The organism is Leclercia tamurae (assembly GCF_025566055.1).
Taxonomy (GTDB): Bacteria; Pseudomonadota; Gammaproteobacteria; order Enterobacterales; family Enterobacteriaceae; genus Enterobacter; species Enterobacter tamurae.
The window spans coordinates 117,329-134,262 of the sequence record NZ_JAMHKS010000071.1; the positions used below are offsets into that span (position 1 = coordinate 117,329).

Below are 16,934 nucleotides of genomic sequence, written 5' to 3' on the forward strand. Positions count from 1 at the left end.
TCATGAATCGTATAAGCTACAACTTATAAATGCACGTGCTTATGCTTGAAGTAGATTCCTTTCTCGACCATGATCGCATTATGAAAATCGAAACCGCAGTCCCTTCACAATTTGAACGTCTCGTCGCGATCTGGGAGTCCTCCGTTCGCGCCACTCACCACTTTCTGCAGGAGAGCGATATCGCGGCGTTACGCCCGTTATTGCTCAACGCTTATCTGCCAAATTTAAACGTTGTGATTGCCCGGGATGAAACCGGCGCCATTCACGGCTTTTTGGGCGTGGACGAAAACCGCATTGAAATGCTGTTTGTCGATGATGCGAGCAGGGGAAAAGGCATTGGCTCGCTGCTGCTGAAGTACGCTATTGACCATTTCGGCGCTAACGAGGTGGACGTTAACGAGCAAAACCCGCAGGGCGTGGGGTTTTATCAGCATATGGGGTTTGTGCAAACCGGGCGGTCGGAGCTGGACGGGCAGGGAAATCCGTTCCCGTTGCTGCATATGCGGTACGAGGGTTAATTCGAGTATAACGCCGGGTGGCGGCTTCGCCTTACCCGGCCTACTAAACCTGCATGGAGCGAACGCTACGCAGCGGCGAGCGCGCCTTCAATGCCTTTCAGCTTCTGCTGCGCCAGCTTTAACTCGTTTAAAAGCTTCTTCTCATGCGGGCTGTGCGCCATCACAACAATGCAGCCATCCATGACTTTTACCGTGACCTTATCCCCGGTATCAAACCCCGCCGCACGCAGCCACTTGCCGGAAAGGATCAGGTTGGGTGTACTGCGATTGAGACCTTGCGGGCGGTATCCCACAATTAATGAACGCTCAGTTCCGGTTGCGATGGTGTCTGGGGTAGAATGCGAATCAGCCATAATCAACTCCTTGATAGTTGGTGAGGTTAGACGCCCTTTAGTGCTCGAACACTACCGGGCGTTGCTTGAAATCTGAATCCATGTGGTAGGTACCACTTGGTGATAAACTAACCGAACTGGTACCTACCATGCAAGAGAAAAAGAAGCCAAATTTTGACCGCACCAAAAGCACAATGAAGAACATCCGGTTCGAGGATGAGCTTTTGGAACAGATTGAGAAAGCCGCGGGGAAAGGGAATTTTAGTAAGTGGGTGAAGGAAGCTTGTGCTCGCAGACTAAAAAATAATGATTAGTTAATTACTTGACTCCTGGTATAAACTTCCATCCATTATAGTTATTTGAATATTATAAAATAAGGGATATTAATGATTTCAATTGAGAGTCTCATTTGCTTGGCAAAACCATGGGCATCAAAATTTATTGAAGAAAAGTTCATTCCTTTTATATATCGAGCAGGCTATTCATATTATTTGAAAGAGAAACAATTAAATAAAGTAAAACACCTCATGTCAGATTATCTGGCAAAAACAAAAGCACAGTGCTCGACAATCAACTCGCTTGCCTTCCCTAATGTTCTTAAAAAAATCAATGATATATATGAACCATTAACTCTTTGCTCTTTAGATTCTGGCGATTATTTAAACGAAAAAATATTAAGTGGAGATGTGCTTCTCAAAAAGTATAAACATCTCTTGGTTATAGATAACGCAGGCATGGGGAAATCAACACTCTTAAAAAAAATAGTAATAGATACAATTGAAAAGACAGAATTTATTCCAGTGTATATTGAGTTGAGATCTTTAGAAAATCAGCCAATTGACACTCAAATAAAATCAATGTTTGGCTTGGAAAGCATTGAATCAAATGATCTCTTAAAAAAATTTCCATTTGCATTTTTCTTTGATGGGATTGATGAAGTTCAGTCGGATAAAAAATCAGCGATTATCAAAAGAATAAAGAAATTTTCTGAGGAATTTTCTTCTTCTAATATCATTATTACTTCTAGACCTGACCAGAGTTTATTAGAGTTACATAGTTATTCTCGCTTTAAAATTCAACCACTAGAGCTATATCAGTCATATAATCTCTTGAAATTATATGATGCGAACTCTTTTAATATAGGTAATAGTTTGGTTTTATCAAAAAAACTTATTAATGAAATAGAGTTAATGAGGAATCGAGATAATATCAATATCGTGGATTTTCTAACAACACCATTATATGTTTCATTACTGTTTTATTCTTATAAACACAAACCAGTGATACCGAGACGTAAAGATCTTTTTTATAGTCAAGTATTTGAAGCATTGTTTGAAATGCATGATCTAAGCAAAGAAACCGGATATGTTCGTCAAAAGCAATCAGGTTTAGATATTACTGAATTCAGTATTTTGCTCCGGCGTTTAGCCTTTTGGTGCCTGAGAAAGAATGGAAAACTAGAATTCACACGAAGTGAATTGGAATTTGCAATATTGGAGATTTCATCTAATTTGCAAGGTATTAGTTTTAGGCCAAATCACTTTATTAACGATTTGATTTATTCAGTGCCAGTATTTATTAAAGAAGGTGCTTTATTTAGATGGTCTCATAAATCACTAATGGAATATTTTTGTGCTGAATTTATTTGCATTGAAGTTAAAGATAAAAGAGATTCCTTGCTTCTTAAAATTTACGAATCCAATGATACAGTGCAATATAAGAATATTCTAGAATTATGCTCTGATATAGATTATAGTTCTTTCAGGAAATCAGTTTTACGTAAATGCCTTGAGGATTATCAACTTCATTATGAACGTATTTTAAAGAATTCCAGTATTAATGAGATACATAAAGAAATTTGGAGTAATGTTACATTTTTTTCAGATGTATCTTTGATGATTACATCCTACAGTAATGCTAATTTAGAAGACTTCGAATTAAATCTTGAAGATAAAGAAAAAACCAGCGTATTTGAAAATACATTCATAGGCTTTAGAGATTATATAACACATATAACCTATCCAGTTTCGCTTAAGAATACAGTTTTCGAAATTTTGCGCTGGAGGAATAATGAATTTTTTTATAAAGAGAAGGATTTTTATAAAAGACCTGATGTAGAATTAATTTCGATGCCTGAGAATATTGTAATTCAATGCAAAAATGGGCAGCTTGAAAATTGTGACGATAGTGCTATCCCTGAGTTAATTAGCATATTACTTCAGTTTCGTCATACGTTGACAATTCCTGTTATTCGCTATCAATCAGCGGAAAAAGTACTGGCAGATATATGTTTTGATGAGTCAAATGGAGTTAATGCTTTGTTAGAAGGATTTAGTTAAGAAATTTTGGCGGAAGATCACAGGAGTCGAACCTGCCCAGGACCGCTGGCGGTCCCAACTGGATTTGAAGTCCAGCCACCTCACCGGAGATGACGATCTTCCGCGCCTCGATTGCTACATGGAGGCGGGGCGCATTATATCTACTTTCAATCATTTACCCCATCTTTTCCCGCACCTATTTCACCCCTTTCTTGACCTGTGTTAAGCCCTCCAACCTAAACCTTAAGAAAATCCTCAGGTTACATTTTCCGCCTCCGCACTTTTACCGCGATCACAAAAAACAAGAAACGTAAAAACGTAACCAGAAAACGCAATACCTGCCCGTAGGTGAATGGTTTACAAAAACTGTAACCGGTCTCAGCGCCCTACGCGTGAAGGAATAACAATGAAAAGCGAAGTCTTGTCCGTCAAAGAGAAAATTGGTTACGGCATGGGTGACGCCGCAAGTCACATCATCTTCGACAACGTCATGCTCTACATGATGTTTTTCTACACCGATATCTTCGGTATCCCCGCCGGGTTCGTCGGCACCATGTTCCTGCTGGCGCGTGCGCTGGATGCCATCTCCGACCCCTGCATGGGGCTGCTTGCCGACCGCACCCGCAGCCGCTGGGGTAAGTTCCGCCCGTGGATCCTGTTCGGTGCCATCCCGTTTGGCCTGGTCTGCGTGCTGGCCTACACCACGCCGGACCTCAGCCTGAACGGCAAAATGATCTACGCCGCCGTCACCTACACCCTGCTGACCCTGCTCTATACCGTGGTCAACATCCCGTACTGCGCGCTGGGCGGGGTGATCACCAACGACCCGACGCAGCGTATCTCCCTCCAGTCCTGGCGCTTTGTGCTGGCGACGGCGGGCGGCATGCTCTCCACGGTGCTGATGATGCCGCTGGTGAACCTGATTGGCGGCGAGGATAAAGCGTTCGGCTTCCAGGGCGGCATCGCGGTGCTGTCGGTGGTGGCCTTCCTGATGCTGGCGTTCTGCTTCTTCACCACCAAAGAGCGCATCCAGGTGCCGCCGAGCACCACCTCTATGCGCGAAGATCTGCGCGACATCTGGCAGAACGACCAGTGGCGCATCGTCGGGCTGCTCACCATCCTCAATATTCTGGCGGTCTGCGTGCGCGGCGGCGCGATGATGTATTACGTCACCTGGATCCTCGGCTCGCCGGAGCTGTTCGTCGCTTTCCTCACTACCTACTGCGTCGGCAACCTGATCGGCTCCGCGCTGGCGAAACCGCTCACCGACTGGAAGTGCAAAGTCAGCGTCTTCTGGTGGACCAACGCCCTGCTGGCGGTGGCGAGCGTGGCGATGTTCTTCGTGCCGATGCAGGCCAGCATCACCATGTTTGGCTTTATCTTCGTGATTGGCGTGCTGCACCAGCTGGTAACGCCGATCCAGTGGGTAATGATGTCCGATACCGTCGATTACGGCGAGTGGACCAACGGCAAACGCCTCACCGGCATCAGCTTTGCGGGCACGCTGTTCGTGCTCAAGTTGGGCCTGGCCCTGGGCGGCGCGTTAATCGGCTGGATGCTGGCAGGCGGCGGCTACGATGCCGCAGCCAAAACCCAGAACAGCGCCACCATCAGCATCATCATCGCCCTGTTTACCTTGGTCCCGGCGGCGTGTTACCTGCTGAGCGCGGTGATCGCCAAACGCTACTACAGCCTGAAAACGCCATTCCTGATGAAAATCATGAACGACCTGGCGCAGGGCGCGCGTCGTAATCAGCAGGAGTTCAACACCCTGCCGGTCAGTAAAGAATTGCAGAACTAAGAGGACGAAAGCATGAAAATCAGTGACGGAAACTGGCTTATCCAACCGGGTCTGAACGTGACCTACCCGGTGCAGGTGTTCGATGTGGAGCAGCAGGGCAACGACCTCGTGGTCTATGTCGCCCCGCGCGACGTGCGCGAGCGCACCTGGCAGCTCGACACCCTGATGTTCACGGTACGCCTGTTTGTGCCGCAGGAGGGGATTGTCGGGGTGCGCATCGAGCACTTCCAGGGGGCGCTGGATAACGGTCCACACTATCCGCTCAACGTCCTGAAAGAGGTCAACGTACAGATTGAAAACAACGCCGAGTTTGCCGAACTGAAAAGTGGCAACGTCAGCGTGCGCGTCACCAAAGGCGAGTTCTGGGCGCTGGATTTCCTCAGGAACGGCCAGCGCATTACTGGCAGCCAGTTGAAAAACAACGGCTACGTGCAGGACGGCAATGGCGATCGCAACTACATGTTCGAGCGGCTGGATCTGGGCGTGGGCGAAACGGTCTACGGCCTCGGCGAGCGCTTTACCGCCCTGGTGCGCAACGGCCAGACGGTCGAAACCTGGAACCGTGACGGCGGCACCAGCACCGAGCAGTCGTACAAAAATATCCCGTTCTACCTCACCAATCGCGGCTATGGCGTGCTGGTGAACCACCCGGAAAACGTCTCCTTTGAAATCGGCTCCGAGAAGGTGTCGAAGGTGCAGTTTAGCGTCGAGGGCGAGTATCTGGAGTATTTCGTCATCGACGGCCCGACGCCAAAAGAGGTGCTCAACCGCTATACCCGGTTCACCGGGCGTCCGGCGCTGCCGCCAGCCTGGTCGTTCGGCCTGTGGCTCACTACCTCGTTTACCACCAACTACGACGAGGCGACGGTGAACAGCTTTATCGATGGCATGGCCGAGCGCGACCTGCCGCTGCACGTCTTCCATTTCGACTGCTTCTGGATGAAGGCCTTCCAGTGGTGCGATTTCGAGTGGGACCCGGTGACGTTCCCGGATCCGGAAGGGATGATCCGCCGCCTGAAGGACAAAGGGCTGAAGGTCTGCGTGTGGATCAACCCGTATATCGGGCAGAAATCGCCGATCTTTAACGAGCTGAAAGAGAAGGGCTATCTGCTGAAACGCCCGGATGGCTCTCTGTGGCAGTGGGATAAATGGCAGCCGGGGCTGGCGATCTACGACTTCACCAACCCGGAAGCGTGCCAGTGGTATGCCGACAAGCTGAAGGGCCTGGTGGAGATCGGCGTTGACTGCTTCAAAACCGACTTCGGCGAGCGCATCCCGACCGACGTGCAGTGGTTCGACGGTTCCGACCCGCAGAAGATGCACAACCATTACGCCTACATCTACAACGAGCTGGTGTGGAACGTGCTGAAAGAGACGGTAGGCGAGGAGGAGGCGGTGCTGTTTGCCCGGTCGGCCTCGGTGGGTGCGCAACAGTTCCCGGTGCACTGGGGCGGGGACTGCTACGCCAACTACGAGTCGATGGCCGAAAGCCTGCGCGGCGGGCTGTCGATCGGCCTCTCCGGGTTCGGATTCTGGAGCCACGATATCGGCGGGTTCGAAAACACTGCCCCGGCGCACGTCTACAAACGCTGGTGCGCGTTCGGGCTGCTCTCCAGCCACAGCCGCCTGCACGGGAGTAAATCCTACCGGGTGCCGTGGGCGTATGACGACGAGTCCTGCGACGTGGTGCGCCACTTCACGCAGCTCAAATGCCGGATGATGCCGTACCTCTATCGCCAGGCGGCGCTGGCCCGTGAGTTCGGTACCCCGATGCTGCGGGCGATGATGCTCGAGTTCCCGGACGATCCGGCCTGCGACTATCTCGACCGCCAGTACATGCTGGGGGATTCCATCATGGTGGCCCCGGTGTTCAGCGAGGCGGGCGACGTGCAGTTTTATCTGCCGGAAGGGCGCTGGACGCACCTGTGGCATAACGACGAAATCCAGGGCAGCCGCTGGCATAAACAGCAGCACGATTTCCGCAGCCTGCCGGTCTATGTATGCGACAACACCCTGCTGGCACTGGGTAACAATGACCAGAAGCCGGACTACGCGTGGAACGAAGGCACGGCTTTCCAGCTGTTTAACCTGCACGACGGTGCCACGGCGGTGAGCGACGTGCCTGCGGCCAACGGTGCCGTAGCCTTTACCCTGACCGCGACGCGCAGCGGCGATACCCTGACGTTAAAAGGGAACGGCGAGGCGCGGAACTGGTCGGTCTGTTTGCGCAATGTGCAGCAGATTAGCGGTGTGAAAGGCGCATCACACGCGGGCAGCGAGTGGGGCGTGGTGGTGAAAGCGGAGGGGGATGAGGTGGTGGTTCACCTTTAAATTCCCCACCCAGTAGGGTTTTGTAGGCCGGGTAAGGCGAAGCCGCCACCCGGCATCTCTGCGGCCTCATGCCCGGTGGTGCTGCGCTTACCGGGCCTACGGTGTTGGTGCGGGTGTTCCAACCGTACTCACCGCCCCGCCCGTCATCGTCTGCGTGACCTGCTGTTTATCCATGTTCACCGCGTTCAGCCTGCCGTTAACCGTCGGCTTCAACGGCGAATCTTTCTGCACATTGCCGCTGGCGCTAAGCTGAATATTGCCATCGCCCGTTATCGGTAGCGCCGGCCATCCCCACTGCTGGATCACGTTCAACGGCACGCCGCGCCCGGTCAGGTTGATGGTGGTCTGACGCACCGGCGTCTGCGAGACGCTGGCCTTCGCTTCCAGAATGCCTTTCTCGGTAAAGGCGCTCAGCTCATTGATGGCAATGGTCGAGGCGTTAGCCGTCAGGGAGAGTGACGGACGGCGCACGTCCACGCGGTTAAAGGTCGCCGCCGCGCCGTTCAGGGTGGCGGTACCCGCCCATACGCCCCACTGGCGATCTTTCGCCAGCAGCAGGTTGGTGCCGTAGCCGTCGAGGGCAGTGACCTGCCACGGGAAGGTAGAATCAACGTCAATCACCAGGTTACGGCTCAGGCCGAATTTGCGCAGCGTGACGCTGTGCAGCCATTCCGGCAGAGTCTCCATCCACTGCGTTTTCCAGTTTTCCGGCAGGGTGTATTCCAGCCCGGCGACGGCGACATCATCCAGCACCAGCGCTTTCCCGCTGCGCAACCAGTTACCGGAGGTGCGCAGCATCCCGCCTTCCCAACGCGAGGTGAACTGGCGCAGGGCGATCCCCTGCGGGGAGAATTCGGCATTCAGGATCGGGTCGAACAGGTGCAGCGAGCCATAGATAAACTCACTGGCGTTCATCGACAGGCGACCGTCTTCGCTCTGCCAGTCGCCCTGGCTCAGGGTCAGGTTGCGCAGGCTTAAATCGAGATCCGTCACCGCCCAGTCCGGTCCCTGCAGGCGGGCGTCGGTCACGTCGAGGCGGCCAATCTGCAACGACGGCAGGGTGGTGATCGGCGCAAAAAAGTCGGCCAGCGATTTATCGCTCTGCAGGCGAATATCGTTCAGGCGCATGTTGTCCACTTTCCAGCCGCCGTTAGCATCGCGTCGCGCGGTACCGGTGAGCGAACCCCGCGCCATGTCGGCGCCGATGGTGGTCAGCACCACCTCTTTATCTGTCAGCTCGCCCTCAATCAGCACGTTGCTGGCTGGGACGCCGTTCAGCGTCAGCGACCCGGCGCTAATCTGAATGTTGGCTTTTTTACCCAGCACGTTGCCTGCTTCAGGATCCCATGGGCGTACGCCGCCGGTGACCTTCTGGGCGCTCAGATCCCACGCGGTATTCGGGCTGTTGAAGGCCATGTTGTTCAGCAGCAGGCGATCGGCCTGGAAGGGGAGAGGTGCCGTCTGCGGGGAGAGGTTCAGCGTGCCGTCAAACAGGGTGATGGTATCCATGTGCAGTGGATCGGTGAGCTGGCGGCTGCTTACACCGATATCGACCATTTTCGCCACCAGAGTGGCGGGTTGACCGTCGCGCCCGAAGGTGACGTTTTTCAGCACCAGGTGCGTCGGTGAGGAGAAACGGTGATCCATCAGGTCGAAATTGAGTTCGTAGTCGGTGTTTACCGTGATCCAGCTGCTGACCTGCGCCGCGCCCCAGCGGGTCTGAACCAGGATATAGAGCGCGAGGATCGCAATAAGCAGAACGGCCAGAATACCGACGAGAAGCTTTCCAATAAATTTCATGGTCTTCCATCACGTAAAACGCACATAAAGGAGTTATGCACGATTTATACGCAATGCTCAAGGCTGGAAGGGCGGAATTCTGGGTTACGGCAGCAGTTGCCTGCTGCCGTAAAGGGGGATCAGTTCTTTTCTGGCGGGAAAATCAGGTTCAGAACGATAGCGGTGATCCCGCCGGCAGCGATGCCGGAAGAGAGCAGGTTTTTCACCCAGTCCGGGGCAAACTGCAGGATCAGCGGCTGCTGAGACACACCCAGACCGACTGCCAGCGACAGGGCGATAATCATGATGGCGCGGCGGTTCAGCGGCTCACGGGAGACGATGCGTACGCCCGATGCCGCGATAGTGCCGAACATCACCAGCGTTGCGCCGCCGAGCACCGGCTCAGGAATGTGCTGCACAAAGCCACTGACCGCCGGGAACAGACCCAGCACGATCAGCATCAGCGCTACCACAAAGCCCACGTAGCGGCTGGCCACGCCGGTCAGCTGGATCACGCCGTTGTTCTGACCGAAGCAGGAGTTCGGGAAGGTGTTGAACACACCGGAGACAAAGGAGTTCAGGCCGTTGGCCAGCACGCCGCCCTTCAGGCGCTTCATGTACAGCGGGCCAGAGACCGGCTGCTCAGAGACGTCGGAGGTGGCAGTGATATCCCCAATGGTCTCCAGGGAGGTGATCATAAACACCAGCATCAGTGGCAGAAGCAGGTTCCAGTCGATGCCCAGGCCGTAGTAGAGCGGGGTCGGAATCACGATCAGCGGGGTGTCGGTCGTGGCGGCAGACTGCGGCAGCATGTCCATCCCCCAGGCGGCGAGATAGCCTGCGGCCATGGCGATCACCAGCGAGGCGACGCGCAGATACGGATTACGCTGGCGGTTAAGCAGAATAATGATTGCCAGTACCACGCCCGCCAGCAGCAGGTTTTTCGGGGCGCCAAAGGTATGGTCGGCCATCGCGGCGTAACCGCCACCGATGGAGGTCAGGCCCACCTGAATCAGTGACAGTCCGATAATCATCACCACTACGCCGGAGACCAGTGGGGTAATAATGCGACGCGCAAGATGCAGCACGCGGGAGATGACCATCTCGGTGCAGCTCGCCAGCATCAGGGTGCCGAACAGGGCTGCCATCATCGTCGGGACATCCGCGCCGCCGGTTTTCAACGCCGTGCCGCCCATGATCAGCGGGGCGACAAAGTTAAAGCTGGTGCCCTGAATCGACAGCAGGCCGGAACCCACCGGACCCCAGGCTTTAATCTGAATGATGGAGGCTACGCCTGAAGCAAACAGCGACATGCTGATGATGTGCTGGGTGTCCTGCGCCGGTAAACCGAGCGCCTGGCAGATCAGCAGGGCAGGGGTGATGACGGCCACGAACATCGCCAGCAGATGCTGACAGGCGGCGAACAAAGTCTGCGCCAGCGGGGGGCGATCTTCAAGACGGTAAATCAGTTCACTGTTATGCGGCTGCGCAATCGGTTGCGCATCTTGCTGTTCTACGGCGTTTACGGACATCTGCTGCGATCCCCAGGAAGAAAAGCGGGCATTTTAGCCGAGTGGGTGAGAAAAGCAAACGATTGCTCGCAAAAATAGCAGAGAAAACCCCCAGCTTAATACGGCTTTTCTGTCACGCTACGGTAAAGTTCATTACACTCCTGCTCCCGGTTGCGCTTAAGTCGCGCAAAGGGTTCAGCAAAACACGCATTTCATGGAGCACGTGTCATATAAGGAGCCCACTATGATTCATCTCGATACGTTGTCGACCCTCGTTGCGGCAACGCTGGTGTTACTGCTTGGCCGTAAACTGGTTCACAGTGTCCCCCTTCTCAAAAAATACACCATCCCGGAGCCCGTCGCGGGCGGGCTGCTGGCCGCCGTTGCGCTGCTGGTGCTGAAAAAGAGCATGGGCTGGGAAATCGACTTTGATATGACGTTAAAAGACCCGCTGATGCTGGCCTTTTTCGCCACCATCGGCCTGAACGCCAACCTCGCCAGCCTGCGGGCAGGCGGCAAAGTGCTGGGCGTGTTTTTGATTGTGGTGATCGGGCTGCTGGTGATGCAGAACGCCATCGGTATCGGCATGGCCTCCCTGCTGGGGCTGGATCCGCTGATGGGCCTGCTGGCCGGTTCCATTACCCTCTCCGGCGGGCATGGCACCGGGGCGGCGTGGAGTAAGCTGTTTGTCGAGCGCTATGGTTTCCAGAATGCCACCGAAGTAGCGATGGCCTGCGCCACCTTTGGTCTGGTACTGGGCGGCCTGATTGGCGGGCCGGTGGCGCGCTATCTGGTGAAGCACTCCGCTACCCCGAACGGCTGTCCGGAAGATGAAGCGGTACCGTCGGCGTTCGAAAAGCCGGACGTCGGGCGGATGATCACCTCCCTGGTGCTGATCGAAACCATTGCGCTGATCGCCATCTGCCTGACGGTGGGTAAAATCATTGCGCAACTGCTGGCCGGTTCCGCGCTGGAGCTGCCAACCTTTGTCTGCGTGCTGTTCGTGGGGGTGATCCTCAGCAACGGCCTGGCGCTGATGGGCTTTTATCGCGTCTTTGAGCGGGCGGTATCGGTGCTGGGTAACGTCTGCCTGTCGCTGTTTCTGGCGATGGCCCTGATGAGCCTCAAACTGTGGGAACTGGCCTCGCTGGCCCTGCCGATGCTGGCCATTCTCGCCGTGCAGACCCTGTTTATGGCCTGCTATGCCATGTTTGTGACCTGGCGACTGATGGGTAAAAACTATGACGCGGCGGTGCTGGCGGCCGGGCATTGCGGTTTTGGTCTGGGAGCGACGCCAACGGCGATCGCTAACATGCAGGCCATCACCGAGCGTTTCGGTCCGTCACATATGGCGTTTTTGGTGGTGCCGATGGTGGGGGCGTTCTTTATTGATATCGTCAACGCGCTGGTGATCAAGCTCTATCTGATGTTGCCGATGTTTGGCTAATCAGGCGTTGGAGTAGCGCTCGGTCTCGGGCATCCAGCGCTCGATTAACGCTGCCGCCTGGTCGGGGTAGCGTTCATGGATATGGCGTGCCAGACGCTGAACTTCGGGGATCATGCCCTGATCGCGCAGCAAGTCGGCCACTTTAAACTCGGCGTTACCGGTCTGGCGGGTGCCGAGCAGTTCGCCCGGCCCGCGGATCTCAAGATCCTGTTGCGCAATCACAAAGCCGTCGTTGCTGTCGCGCAGCACCTGCAGGCGCTTCTGGGCGGTTTTCGACAGTGGCGCTTTGTAGAGCAACACGCAGTGTGAGGCTACTGCGCCACGTCCGACGCGACCCCGCAGCTGGTGGAGCTGCGCCAGTCCCAGACGCTCCGGGTTTTCGATAATCATCAGGCTGGCGTTAGGCACGTCCACCCCCACTTCAATCACCGTGGTGGCGATCAGCAGATGCAGGTCGCCCTGCTTGAAGGATTGCATCACCGCCTGCTTCTCGGCAGGCTTCATCCGGCCATGCACCAGGCCGACGTTCAGCTCCGGCAGGGCCAGCTTTAACTCTTCCCATGTCGCTTCCGCCGCCTGGGCTTCCAGCAGATCCGACTCTTCAATCAGGGTACAGACCCAGTAGGCCTGACGGCCTTCCTGACAGGCGTTGCGCACCCGATCAATAATCTCGCTGCGGCGCGTATCGGGAATGGCCACGGTGGTTACCGGCGTACGACCCGGAGGAAGTTCGTCGATGGTGGAGGTATCGAGATCGGCATAGGCGGTCATCGCCAGGGTGCGCGGGATCGGCGTGGCGGTCATAATCAGCTGGTGCGGATGGTACCCCTGCTGGAGCCCTTTTTCCCACAGCGCCAGACGCTGATGCACGCCGAAACGGTGCTGCTCATCGATGATTACCAGCGCCAGGCCGTGGAACTGCACCTGCTCCTGAAAGATGGCGTGGGTGCCGACAATCATCTGCACCTGACCGCTGGCGATGGCCTCCTGCTGCGCCTGTCGCGCCTTGCCTTTTTGCTTCCCGGCCAGCCAGCCCACTTCAACCCCCAACGGGGCAAACCAGCTGCGGAAATTATTCGCATGCTGCTCGGCCAGCAGTTCGGTTGGGGCCATCAGCGCAACCTGTCTGCCGTGGGCAATGGCGCGCAGCGCGGCCAGGGCCGCCACCAGCGTTTTACCGGAGCCAACGTCGCCCTGCACCAGACGCATCATCGGCACGTCCAGCGCCAGGTCGTGCTCGATCTCAGCGGTCACGCGGGCCTGCGCTCCGGTAGGTTTAAACGGCAGCGAGGCCAGCAGCTTATCTTTTAATTCGTCATGGGACGGGAGCGGCAGGGCATGAAAACGCTGTGCCCCGGCGCGTAACGCCAGCATGCTCAGGTTATGCGCCAGCAGCTCTTCCAGAATCAGTCGACGCTGGGCCGGATGTTGCCCGCTCTCCAGATCGCTTAACTGTAATGTTGGCGGCGGGCGGTGCAGGGTGCGCAACGCCTCCGGCAGGCTCATCATCCCCTGCGCCAGCTCGGGCGGCAGCAGTTCAGTAATGGCGCAGGTGTCGAGTAGCTCCAGCGCCTGATCGGTCAGCTTGCGCAGCGTCGCCTGCTTGATGCCTTCGGTGGTCGGATAGACCGGGGTCAGCGTCTCCTGCATCTCAGGGGTACTGAGATCGCCCTGCACGCGGTATTCCGGGTGGATCATCTCCGCGCCGTATGTCCCGCGTTTGGCTTCGCCATAGGCCAGCACTCGTCGCCCCGGGGCGAGACTGTTTTTCATTGCCGCACTGAAGTTGAAAAAACGCATCGTCAGAATGCCGGAGCCGTCGCTGATCTGGCAGGTCATCATCCGGCGACCACCGAAAGTGATGTTGCTGTTCAGGACTTCGCCTTCAACCGTGGCGTAAATACCGGGCAGCAGCTCGCCAATCTGATAGAGCTGGGTGCGGTCTTCGTAACGCAGGGGGAGGTGCAGGAGGAGATCCTGCACGGTATGCAGGCCAATTTTTGCCAGTTTGCTGCTCTGGGCCGCGCCAACGCCCGTCAGGGAATTGAGCGGCACGGCATCCAGCAGGCGGCCTTGCATAATTATTTCGTCGCTTGCATGGTGGCCCACCACGTCGCATCGGCTTCAATTTCGCCCTGCATATTCACGTGGGGGTAGGGTAACCTTTTCTGCTTCGCCACATTGGCCAGCACCGGATAGCCGCCTTCAAACAGCAGTCGCTGCTGCTCGTCTTCCGGCAGCATGCTGTTCTCGCGTTTGTACATCCCGGCATTTTGTCGCTGGCGCTGAGCTTCATACAGAATGAGCGCGGAGGCCACGGAGACGTTCAGAGACTGCACCATACCGGTCATCGGAATGATGATGTCCCGATCCGCCAGATCTAAGGCTTCCTGGGTGATCCCCGTTTTCTCCTGACCCATCAGAATGCAGGTCGGGCGGGTGTAATCGATCTCGCGGAAGTCGACGGCTTTGTCGGAAAGATGGGTCGCCAGAATCTGCATGCCGCGCCCTTTCAGGTGCGAAATGGCGTCGCTAATATTGTTGTGGGCTTTGACCTGTACCCAGCTGTTGCTGCCTGCGGCAGCCGAGGCCATGGGACGCATTCGCGTCCCTTTCCAGACGGCGTGCACTTCATGCACACCGACGGCATCAGCGGTACGGACGATAGCAGCCACGTTATGCGGTTTATGGACCTGCTCCATGCAGACCGTCAGATCGGGCTGACGCCTGGCGAGCATTTCGCAGATCCGGGCATAACGTGTTGAATTCATAACGCTAGTTTCGGTTACGGGTGACTTTGATTACGTCGGCCATCACGCGGATTTTGCGCATGATGTTCGCCAGATGCACACGGTCGCGTGCGGTCAGACGAATAAAGGCGCTGTAAACGCGGCCATCTTTCTCTTCCGTATTCAGGCTATGAATGTTGGAAGAGGCGGTGTTGATTGCCGCCGTCAGGTTCGCCAGCGCACCCTGGTGGTTGAACATATCCACCTTGATTTCGGTGATGAATTCCTGCTCGGTCTCTTTATCCCACTCCACCGCCATAAACTTCTCAGGCTCTTTCTGGTAGCCACGGATGTTACGACAGGATTCGTGGTGGATAACCAGACCCTTACCAGGGCTGACGTGAGCAATAATCGGGTCGCCCGGGATCGGTCGGCAGCACTTGGCAAAGGTAATCAACACGCCGTCGGCGCCTTTGATCGGCAGATGACCATGGCTGGTTGATGACGGCTGCGGCACAGAGGTTTCGCCCTGCTGCAGGTTCTTCGCCACTACCACGCTCATCGCGTTACCCAGACCGATTTCCGCCAGCAGATCGTCAAGCGTAGCGAGCTTCATGCGCTCGATTTCACGCTGGACGTTCTCTTTCGGGATCTCAGCCAGCTTGCGGCTGCCGCCCAACGCGTGGTTGAGCAGACGACGGCCCAGGCTGACGGAGTCGTCGCGTTTGAGGTTTTTCAGCAACTGGCGGATCTTGGCGCGGGCTTTCGAGCTAACGACAAAGTTGAGCCACGCCGCGTTCGGACGTGCGCCAGGCGCGGTAATGATTTCCACCGTCTGGCCGCTGGTCAACGGCTGTGACAGCGGGTACGGCTGCCTGTCGACACGTGCGCCGACACAGGCATGACCGATATCGGTATGCACGGCGTAAGCGAAGTCGACCGGGGTTGCGCCAGCAGGCAGCTCGACAATGCGCCCCTCTGGCGTGAAAACGTAAATCTCATCCGGGAAGAGATCGGATTTAACGCTCTCGATAAATTCAAACGAGCTACCGGCGCTCTGTTGCAGCTCCAGCAGGCTCTGCATCCAGCGCTGGGCACGGATCTGTGCGGTGGTGCTGCTTTCGCCGCCACGCTCTTTATAAGCCCAGTGCGCGGCAACACCCATCTCCGCCATCTGGTCCATGTCTTCGGTACGGATCTGCACCTCAACCGGCACGCCGTGCGGGCCAATCATCGAGGTGTGCAGAGACTGATATCCGTTCGCCTTAGGAATGGCGATATAGTCTTTCATCCGACCCGGACGCGGTTTATACAGGCTGTGCATCTGACCGAGCACGCGATAGCAGGTGTCGGAGTCATGGACGATCACGCGGAACGCGTAGATATCCATGATCGAGTGAAAACGCTGCTCTTTGAGCACCATTTTGCAGTAGATGGAGTACAGATGCTTTTCGCGACCGCTGACGCGGCAGGGGATACCCGCTTCCTGCAAACGCCCTTCGATTTCAGAGAGGATCTTCTGAATCATCTCTTTACGGTTACCCCGTGCGGCTTTCACCACCTCTTTAATCACGCGGAAGCGGTTCGGGTACAACGCTTCAAAACCCAGCTCTTCCAGCTCGGTTTTAATGTGATGAATACCTAAACGGTGCGCCAGCGGGCTGTAGATTTCGAGGGTTTCACGGGCAATGCGACGACGTTTGTCCGGGCGCAGAGAGCCCAGGGTGCGCATATTGTGGGTACGGTCAGCGAGTTTGATCAGAATGACGCGGATATCCTGCACCATCGCCATGATCATTTTGCGGAAGTTTTCGGCCTGCGCCTCTTTCTTGTCGCGGAAATTCAGCTTATCAAGCTTAGATACCCCTTCCACCAGCTCGGCAACGCTTTTGCCAAACAGCTGTTCCATGTCCTGGTAGGTGGCGGGGGTATCTTCGATCACGTCATGCAGCAGGGCAGCCATCAGCGTTTCATAGTCGAGTTTCATCTCGGCCAGAATACAGGCCACCGCTACCGGATGCGTGATATAGGGTTCACCGCTTGAACGTGTCTGGCCCTCGTGAGCGTCACGTGCAACGAGATACGCCTGCTGGAGACGCTTAATCTGGTCTACCGGCAGGTAGGTTTGAATCAGTTGATTCAGGCTTTCAAACAGATACAAGGGCGAC

The 16,934-nt window shown here is 55.5% G+C and carries 12 protein-coding genes and 1 tRNA gene; 6 read left to right on the forward strand and 7 right to left on the reverse strand.

What is annotated here, in order from left to right:
- Positions 1-80 precede the first annotated feature (80 nt).
- The gene (locus tag M8318_RS09550) at positions 81-518 is read left to right on the forward strand and encodes an acetyltransferase (RefSeq protein WP_262662226.1); all 438 of its coding nucleotides are present in this window, start codon (positions 81-83) and stop codon (positions 516-518) included.
- A gap of 65 nt (positions 519-583) precedes the next feature.
- Here M8318_RS09550 and M8318_RS09555 read toward each other — a convergent pair whose 3' ends face one another.
- Complete coding sequence (locus M8318_RS09555) at positions 584-871, reverse strand: SymE family type I addiction module toxin (protein WP_262662228.1); 288 nt, start codon at positions 869-871, stop codon at positions 584-586.
- 128 nt (positions 872-999) lie between these two features.
- Between M8318_RS09555 and M8318_RS09560 the strand changes: the two genes are divergently transcribed.
- Positions 1,000-1,164, forward strand: coding sequence for a YlcI/YnfO family protein (locus tag M8318_RS09560; RefSeq protein ID WP_262662229.1), 165 nt, complete (start codon positions 1,000-1,002; stop codon positions 1,162-1,164).
- A gap of 72 nt (positions 1,165-1,236) precedes the next feature.
- Positions 1,237-3,189, forward strand: a complete 1,953-nt coding sequence (locus M8318_RS09565; protein ID WP_262662231.1) for an NACHT domain-containing protein — start codon at positions 1,237-1,239, stop codon at positions 3,187-3,189.
- A gap of 7 nt (positions 3,190-3,196) precedes the next feature.
- Here the strand turns inward: M8318_RS09565 and M8318_RS09570 are convergent.
- A tRNA-Sec gene (locus tag M8318_RS09570) sits at positions 3,197-3,291 on the reverse strand.
- A 283-nt stretch (positions 3,292-3,574) separates the two neighbouring features.
- Here M8318_RS09570 and M8318_RS09575 point away from each other — a divergent pair.
- Positions 3,575-4,969, forward strand: a complete 1,395-nt coding sequence (locus M8318_RS09575) for a glycoside-pentoside-hexuronide family transporter (protein WP_262662232.1) — start codon at positions 3,575-3,577, stop codon at positions 4,967-4,969.
- Between the two features lie 12 nt (positions 4,970-4,981).
- Positions 4,982-7,300 (forward strand): alpha-xylosidase, encoded by a 2,319-nt coding sequence (yicI, locus tag M8318_RS09580; protein WP_262662234.1) that lies wholly within the window; start codon positions 4,982-4,984, stop codon positions 7,298-7,300.
- 96 nt (positions 7,301-7,396) lie between these two features.
- Here the strand turns inward: yicI and M8318_RS09585 are convergent, their stop codons facing one another.
- On the reverse strand, positions 7,397-9,100 hold the full coding sequence (locus M8318_RS09585; protein ID WP_262662236.1) for an AsmA family protein: 1,704 nt from the start codon (positions 9,098-9,100) through the stop codon (positions 7,397-7,399).
- 119 nt (positions 9,101-9,219) lie between these two features.
- Positions 9,220-10,611 (reverse strand): nucleobase:cation symporter-2 family protein, encoded by a 1,392-nt coding sequence (locus M8318_RS09590; protein WP_262662238.1) that lies wholly within the window; start codon positions 10,609-10,611, stop codon positions 9,220-9,222.
- A 223-nt stretch (positions 10,612-10,834) separates the two neighbouring features.
- Here M8318_RS09590 and gltS point away from each other — a divergent pair, with 223 nt between their 5' ends.
- Positions 10,835-12,037, forward strand: coding sequence for a sodium/glutamate symporter (gltS, locus tag M8318_RS09595; protein ID WP_262662239.1), 1,203 nt, complete (start codon positions 10,835-10,837; stop codon positions 12,035-12,037).
- Here the strand turns inward: gltS and recG are convergent, their stop codons facing one another.
- The 3 genes from recG to spoT are packed head-to-tail and all read right to left on the reverse strand — an operon-like array spanning position 12,038 to position 16,927.
- Positions 12,038-14,116, reverse strand: coding sequence for an ATP-dependent DNA helicase RecG (gene recG / locus M8318_RS09600; RefSeq protein ID WP_262662241.1), 2,079 nt, complete (start codon positions 14,114-14,116; stop codon positions 12,038-12,040).
- Positions 14,117-14,118: 2 nt separating this feature from the next.
- Positions 14,119-14,808: a tRNA (guanosine(18)-2'-O)-methyltransferase TrmH gene (gene trmH, locus M8318_RS09605; RefSeq protein WP_262662242.1), complete on the reverse strand. Its 690-nt coding sequence runs from the start codon at positions 14,806-14,808 to the stop codon at positions 14,119-14,121.
- A 4-nt stretch (positions 14,809-14,812) separates the two neighbouring features.
- Positions 14,813-16,927 carry a bifunctional GTP diphosphokinase/guanosine-3',5'-bis pyrophosphate 3'-pyrophosphohydrolase gene (gene spoT, locus M8318_RS09610; protein WP_106995430.1) on the reverse strand — a complete coding sequence of 705 codons (2,115 nt, stop codon included), beginning with the start codon at positions 16,925-16,927 and terminating at the stop codon, positions 14,813-14,815.
- Positions 16,928-16,934 lie beyond the last annotated feature (7 nt).